This is a genomic window from Flavobacterium enshiense DK69, from assembly GCF_000498495.1.
GTDB classification, from domain to species: domain Bacteria; phylum Bacteroidota; class Bacteroidia; order Flavobacteriales; family Flavobacteriaceae; genus Flavobacterium; species Flavobacterium enshiense.
This window is the reverse complement of sequence record NZ_AVCS01000014.1, coordinates 1-6,651: the sequence shown is the minus strand read 5'-3', so window position 1 is coordinate 6,651 and position 6,651 is coordinate 1. Positions and strand designations below refer to the sequence as shown.

Here is a 6,651-nt window from a genome sequence, read left to right as displayed (position 1 = left end):
AATTGCAGCTACCGGAGTAAATGTAGGTGCTGCTAAAACCGAAGCAACCGTCACAGTTGAAACAGTGGAATAACCAGACATCCCAGCTGAACAAGTAACTTTTAATCGATAATAAGTAGTCTCTGTGATAGTAGGCGTTACTAAATTAGCATAGGTTACAGTTGAAGCTCCTTCATTTACAGGTGTAGTAAATGCTGCATCAGATGCAGATTCCCACTGATATGTAATTCCGTTTCCGGTAGTATAACCGGTAGCTGAAATTGTCGTGCTACCTGAAGTACACAATGTTGTTGTTGTCGCAGCACTTGTTCCACCCACAGCTGCAGCACAAACAGATGTAAACTCATCGGCTCCCATATCTGGAGTTGATGCATTTCTGGTTTGCCCGTCAATATCATTTGCAACCGCAGTAACAGGAGTTCCTAAATTATCTAAAGCACTATTGCTCGCCGGCACCAAATGTAAATCAGTGTTAGAAGTGAAAACCGGCAATACATTTACAGAATTAGTGTTACCGCCAAAAGCAGTTACAAAATCATTAAGAGTTACTTTATCTCCATTCAAATATCCAATAACCGGTGTTCCGCCAGCTGCAACATAATAATCGTTGTTATCGATTGCAGCGAACTGTGTATTACCAGATGCCATAGAATAAATGGCATACGATTTATCTCCTGTTGATGCTGTATTATCATAAGTATTCACCAAGATATTATTGCGGATATCCAAGCCGCTTCCGGATGTCTCGATATAAATACATGCCGCCACACCTGAAGTCGTATTTGCAGCATTCCCTGCACGATTTCCAAAAAGATGAACGGTATTATTAATCAAGCTAACGTTAGCAGCAGTTCCGCTTAATGCAACACCTATTGTTGAAGCAGATCCTAAAATTGAACCTTGATAATTATAAATATCCGAAATCATATTGTTAGTAATGGCAGCACCATTTCCTAATACTGTAATTCCTCTTACTCCGTATGCCGCATTAGAATTATTACCTATATCAGTGATTACATTCCCTTTAATTATCGCGTCGATATTCCCTGCTGGCACAATGATACCTGCCACACTGTTGTCTCCAGTCAGGTTAAAAATTGACTTAATGTTCTTGATAGTATTATTTGATATTACTACTCCCGAAGTATTTGTCATTAAAAGAATTCCACCCACTTTTGCAAAAGGAGATATAGAATTTGTCGATGACACTCCATGTACAGTATTGTTATCGATAACAGTACCGTTTTCGTTTGATACAGATATTCCACTAATACTAAGCGTAGCAGCACCCGTTCCAATGGTATTCCCAGAAATCACCGTTCCGGACTGCATAGCCACAGGTCCAACGATTTCGATACCGTTTTTAGCTAACGAAATTGTATTATTTTGGAATTTATTTCCTGAGTTCACCATTTCTGCAACTGCACTTATAGCACTTCCCGAAGTTTCAATTGCTGCACGGGTTGTTGTTGAAGCCTGTCCTCTTACTATACAGTTCTTAACAGTGTTATTAGTAGCTCCGGTAGTAGCAGAACTTGCCAACCACACTACTGCAGGCAACGTTGATGTACTAGTATTTGCAATGGTTAAATCTTTTGAATTTGTTCCATTATTTGAACCATCAATAGTTACATAATCAGCTCCGTTTAATTTCACAATAGCCGTAGTATTACTTGCTGTAATTGTTGGAGCAATACCTGCAGCCGGCTTAATAGTTAAAGTATTTACCGCACTCGCATCAGCATGTTGCTGGATTGTAATAGGGAATGTTTCCGCAGCACTGTATGTTGCATCAAGTAACGAGAACGTAACCGGACCTGCCAAACATCTTGTGTTATAAGCTGTAACCGCAGCTGTTAATGTTGTGTAATTTCCACCTGTTCCTACTGTATAAACACCATTCAGAGGTGTTACAAGCGCATTCGGTGCAGTTGGAGCTGTTGCCGCCATCGGAGGGTTAGCTGTTAGTCCTGCCGCCCCAGCTGAAGGATATACAGACACATTAGGAGTCGTTGCAGCATCCTGAGCAACCACATAATAACTTAGAAAATCTCCTGCTACGCTTCCGGCACCTATCGTAAAATTATAAACACCAGCGCCCATAGATGTTCCGGTTGCTGCTGTATAAGCCCCTGAATTTATTCTCCAGTAAGCTACCGGCAATCCTGCACCTGCTGTAGGTATACCTGAAGCATCAGTAATAGTTGCAGAAACCGTTCTTGTTCCAATAGAACATGCAGTATCCGCAGTAAGTGCAATTATTGGTTTTGTCAAATCTAATGATACACCTGTAAACTCATCCGCTCCGATATCAGGAGTAGATGCATGTCTGCTATTTCCATCAAAATCTTCTGTCACCAAAGTCACGTTTGTTCCACCACCTTCAATCTGCGTAGCTACCGTCGTGTTGACATGCAAAAAGTCAGGACTTGTGCCTACCATACTCACAAAAGTAGGGTTCTCACTTACAGAAAGACTCTCACGTGGCGTTGTTCTAGCTTTATAAGCATCTAACGTTGTATCGGCGTTAGTTCCGTCAAAATAAATAGTGCTTGCATACAACAAGTTATTATTCGAGGCGGAATTGTAATTCGTTAAATTAACATTTCTTCTGTATGCTACCGTTTTTCCGGTACCTGCAAATCCAGAAGTATTAACTAAAACATTATTTTTCACTGTTATTAAAATATACTGCCCAGCAAAAAGTGCAGCCGATCCAAAATTGGTAACCGCCGGAGCAGCAGCATTTAACACAATGGTGTTATTGTATACGTTTGCCGTCCCCGATCCTCCAAGATTAATCCCTACGATGGCATTGGCGAAATTCGCTGACGCACGTAAATCCCCGATAATATTATTGTAAATATCCGCTTGACCAGCTGCTGATGCTGATCCTCCTATAATACCTACAACAGTAGCCCCAGTAGGAGCACCCGTACCGCTTTCTAAATTATATATCTTGTTTTTGTAGATAGCATGTATACCCTCAGTATATTCAATTCCATTAACTGTTGCCATACCTGTTCCTTTGAAAGCTTCCAAAGTGTTGCCAAAAATACTGTTTGTACCATTCGCCGTTGTTATTCCTTTAATAGCACCTGTAGTTGTATTAATACCCGAAATCGTATTACCGGAAACACTTTGGTTTCCATTAGCTAAATCAATTCCCGTAACCGCTCCTGTAGTGGTGTTGATATTTGAAATAATGTTACCGGAAACACTGTTAACTGTAGCACTGTTGCTGTTTGCAACACTCAAAATCACAATAGAACCTGTTCCGCCAGTGATATTCCTGAACACATTCCCTGTTACCGTTTTAGCTGGCCCGAATGGTGCTGTCGTAGCTCCATCTTTGGAAATCCAGCCGGTAATTGTTGTTGCTCCGTTAATTGTAATATTCGAAAAATCGTTATTAAGATTGTTTTCTACAGCACCGTTGACCGAAGTAGTGGTGTTCATGTAAAAACTGGTAGCTCCGCCAGAATTTGGTCTCGTAAATGTTCCTGTAATTTTGTTGCCATTAACATTCGTCACAGCACCTGCAGGCCTAGCCCCACTATTATAAATAAAAGTAAAAGCCCCTGTAGATATGATGTTCAAATATATGAACTCATTGTTATTGATATTCGTGTTTAATGCCGCTGACTGATTGGATATCAATGTAAATCCTCCTGTAGCTGTCGCCGTTGAGTGCCCACAGTTTACAAAATCGTTATCCGTGATATTCAACGTAGAGGTATTACTAACCGTTGAAGCCTCAAGCATAATCCCGCTAATAGCAGAAGCAGCTGCGCCAACACGCAATGAGATAGTGTTATTCGTAAATGAATTAGTAAATGTCCCTGTAACAGCATTTGTATTAGTAGGCAAATAAATTGCTCTAAGTATCCCTGAAGTTGTACCTCCGTCAGAACTTGTTATCGTATTATAGGAAACATTGATGTTTTTCGAATTCCTTATTTGTACCCCTGCCACCTGGCTTTGGCTAACTGTTGAAAAAGCCGAAAAACTACCTGTATTACCGAAATTTGTAAGAGTATTTCCGGTAGCAGCACTATTACCTCCTATGTCCAATCCGTCATTATGGTCAGCCGCCGCAGTTGGCCCAACAACCACAATCGGATTATTAACATCAGTAATGGTATTGCCGTAAATTTTCAGGTTGTGATTTCCTCCAGTTGCCCCTGATGCCGTTGCACCAGATGTCGGAGCTGTAGTATTATGAGCCGAGTTACTGTAGATACCAAAACTGTTTTGATACATTCTGTGCAAATCAATGGTGTTGTTTTGGATCGTAACATTCTGACATCCGTTGGTAGCCGAAGCATATAATAATGCAACTCCCCATTCGGTCATATTGTTTGATCCTTCTGCCGTAGTTATATTAGCTGGATTTTCCAACATTGTAAAACCTTGCAAAGTCACAAAATCAGCACCCTGAAGTTTAAAAATTGCGTCTGATAAAGACCCCGCAGTAAGCGTCCCAGATGCTGTAATTGTACTTCCAGCACCAGCAATAGTAATTGTGTTTGCTATTGTTCCTTCAGCCGTAATTACATACCCCCCTGCAGGAGCTGTTTCATTTCCAGTCAAAGTAATCACTACCGGGCTTGTAATTGTTGCACCGTTAAGAGCCGTAATGGCTGCTGCCAGATCCGAATAAGTCGGATTTAATCCCGAACCTCCATTTGTGGTCACTTGAGCCATACCTGTAACTGATGCAAAAACAGTTAACAAAACACCCAAAACCAATGAAGAACAGTTTTTTTCCATCTGGGTATGTTTGGAGAATCCCCCGTCAAAAGAAGGACTACCTAAACAATTTTTCCCAAATGTCAAATTTAAAAAGGAAAGGACTCTCGCCCCTTTCAATAAATTGTAAGCTTTGTTCATAATACATTTTTAGTTATTCTGATGGCGAATCTACTGAGAATTACTATTTTAAAAAATTTTACGTCCCAAAAAAATAACATTCTATCCCATATATAACAATATTTTAAAAAAACTACATTTTTCACTAAAAACAAACCCAATCACTACAAATACGGAAACAGAGCGAAAACTAATCGACAAAAACAAACATCTTCAAAAATTATTAAATCAGAAAAAACAGCATTTTCCCTATTTAACAAGCTTTTCTTTTCATCAAATACCAATCATTGATTTCACATACAGAACTTAAAAATTCTAAAAAAATAAAACCATAAAAAAAACCGTCTGAATTAACAGACGGTTTTTAAATAGGCAGATATTAGGTAGTAATTATTTTTTAATCACTTTAATTGCTTTAACTGAATCATCAGCAACAACCTTAACTAAATATGTCCCTCCAGCCAAAGATGACATATCAATCGAAGCCGACATTGCGTCTACAGCCTTAACCATAACTCTTTGCCCTGCAATACTATAAACCTCTATAGTAGAAATAGTTTGTCCGTTTTCTACATTTAAGATATCAGCAACCGGGTTAGGGTATAATTTTAAGTTGCTTAAAGCAAAATCATTTACACCCAAAGTAACCGTAGCCGTAACTGCTAAATAAGAAGTACCTCTACAACCTCCAACCGTTTGCACTGCATAGTAAACAGTTCCGTTTGTCAATTGCGTTCCAGCAGGAATAGCATTAGTTCCAGCTAAAGCATCAGCTGCTGTTGGATACCAAACAACACTACCAGTTCCCGTAGCTGTTAGATCTTCAATAGTAGCATCCGAAGGCACAGCTACTGAAATAGCCTGAGTTGAAGATCCTGTTGGAGCTCCCACTACATTTACAGTAACAGCAACCGCCAATCTAGGACTTTCGCATCCTGAAATTGTCTGTGTTACATAATAAGTACCATTCGACAAAGCATCAGTCGACAATAAAACCGATCCACCTGTTGCTGCTGAATAACATTTAATTCCTGTACCTGTTACTGTTGCTGTTAAATCCGCAGCAGTTGCAGCATTACAGAACGTCTGTGCTGAAGCCGTTGGTTGAGCCGTTGTATTTACTGTTACAACAACTGCTAATCTCGGACTTTCGCATCCTGAAATTGTCTGTGTTACATAATATGTACCATTCGACAAAGCATCAGTCGACAATAAAACCGATCCGCCTGTTACTGTAGCATAGCATTTAATTCCTGTACCTGTTACTGTTGCAGTTAAATCCGCTGCAGTTGCAGCATTACAGAACGTCTGTGCTGAAGCCGTTGGCTGAGCCGTAGTATTCACAGTCACAGTAACCGCTAATCTTGGACTCTCACATCCAGAGATAGTCTGTGTTACATAATAAGTACCATTCGACAAAGCATCAGTCGACAATAAAGCCGATCCACCTGTTGCTGCAGTATAGCATTTAATTCCTGTACCTGTTACTGTTGCTGTTAAATCCGCAGCAGTTGCAGCATTACAGAACGTCTGTGCTGAAGCCGTTGGTTGAGCCGTAGTATTTACTGTTACAGCAACTGCTAATCTCGGACTCTCACATCCTGAGATTGTTTGTGTTACATAATAAGTACCATTCGACAAAGCATCAGTCGACAATAAAGCCGATCCGCCTGTTAATGCAGTATAGCATTTAATTCCTGTACCTGTTACTGTTGCTGTTAAATCCGCAGCAGTTGCAGCATTACAGAACGTCTGTGCTGAAGCCGTTGGTTGAGCCGT

The 6,651-nt window shown here is 40.2% G+C and carries 2 protein-coding genes; both read right to left on the bottom strand.

Annotated features, from left to right (window positions below):
* A partial coding sequence (locus FEDK69T_RS09880; protein WP_035656356.1) for a beta strand repeat-containing protein occupies positions 1–4,893 on the bottom strand: 4,893 nt, incomplete at its 3' end.
* Between the two features lie 369 nt (positions 4,894–5,262).
* Positions 5,263–6,651 (bottom strand): T9SS type A sorting domain-containing protein (locus FEDK69T_RS09875; RefSeq protein ID WP_035656355.1); only part of this gene is annotated, 1,389 nt, incomplete at its 5' end.